Genomic DNA, 1,295 nt, shown 5'->3' on the forward strand with positions numbered 1-1,295 from the left:
AGGGCGAGGAGCCGCCCCGGGGGCTGGTGCGCCACACGGGACAGCGCCTCGACGGCCCGCCGGGGCGGCAGCTGCCTGCCGTTGAGGCAGCGCTCCCAGGACGACTTGCTGTAGGCGGTGCGCTCGGCGAGCGCGGCCAGGCTCAGCCCGGTCCCCGCCCGTACGGCCCGCAGCTCGGCGACGAACCTCCGGCACTCCACGGGAAGCCGGGTGTCCTCCTCCCCCGTTCGGCTCACTTGCGCAGTGCTCCCCAGGTGTCCGGGCCGACGATCCCGTCGGCGCCCAGTCCGCCGTCCTTCTGGAAGCGGCGTGCGGCGGCCTTGGTCCGCTCCCCGTAGACGCCGTCGATGACGCCGGGGTCGTAGCCGTGGTGGCGGAGCAGGCACTGGGCCTCGACGACCTCCCAGCCGGTGCTGTTGGTGTCGAGGAGGCGGGTGCGGGTGCGGCTGTGCCCGGCGTGGAGGACGCCCCGCTCGCGGGTGACGGTGCAGGGACGGCTGTGGCCCCGGTGGACGACGAAGGCGCCATGTGTCCCGTCGTCCACGCCGTCGGCGTCCCCGGCCGTCCAGGGGTGGCCGATCAGCAGTCCGGCGAGGAGGGCGAGGAGGAGGACGACGGCGGCGGAGGCGGCGGTGAGCGCCAGCCGGCGGTTGGCGCCCGGCCCGGACAGCGCGGACGGTACGGGGGACGGAACGGGTGCGGGCGCGGGGGCGCGGGCCGGGGTGGCGGGCGGTGGGGCGCCCGCCGTCTCCCGCCGGCGTTCCTCCTGCCATGCCTCGGCGGCGACCTCGTGCAGGGCCAGCAGGCGTACCGGGTCGGCGCCGCAGACCTTCGCCAGGGCCTCGACGGCGTCGCGCGGCGGGAGTGTGCCGGCGTTGAGGTAGCGCTCCCAGGAGGAGCGGCTGTAGGGGGTCTTGGCGGCCAGTGAGGTCAGGCTCAGTCCGCTGCGGTCCTTCAACGACCGCATCCGGACGACGAGTTGCCGTACCCGCCGGTCGAGCGGGGAGGGCAGTTCCTTCCAACGCGTCATGTCCGCTCCATACGCGTTCGGTGTCCCTCTGAGGCGGCAGCCTCCTTGCCCCTACACATACCAAGGTTTCCGTGATCGTTGTGGGCTCCCGGGAGCGCGGCACACGAGGGGCGGATGGTGTGCGCGCGGCGGACGAGGACCCGGCCCGGCGGGAGCGACGGCGGGGCGCGCGGCCGCCCGCCGTCCCGGTGGCGCGTCAGGTGACGGGGCGTCGTGGCAGCTCAGCGGGGGTGCCGTCCCCCGGGGCCCGGTCCGGCGAGATCGG

Annotated in this window: 2 protein-coding genes; both read right to left on the reverse strand. The window is 75.7% G+C overall.

All coding sequences use genetic code 11. The features are described from left to right. On the reverse strand, positions 1 to 236 hold a 236-nt coding region (locus AC51EU_RS30585; protein ID WP_496270342.1), incomplete at its 3' end, for a helix-turn-helix domain-containing protein. Then, complete coding sequence (locus AC51EU_RS30590) at positions 233 to 1,030, reverse strand: peptidoglycan-binding protein (protein WP_496270343.1); 798 nt, start codon at positions 1,028 to 1,030, stop codon at positions 233 to 235. The genes AC51EU_RS30585 and AC51EU_RS30590, both read right to left, overlap by 4 nt. Positions 1,031 to 1,295 lie beyond the last annotated feature (265 nt).

This window comes from Candidatus Streptomyces philanthi, assembly GCF_059553635.1.

Bases quoted from the DNA above. Each gene is read 5' to 3' on its own strand.
- AC51EU_RS30590 (WP_496270343.1), bottom strand. From the start codon at position 1,030: ATGACGCGTTGGAAGGAACTGCCCTCCCCGCTCGACCGGCGGGTACGG.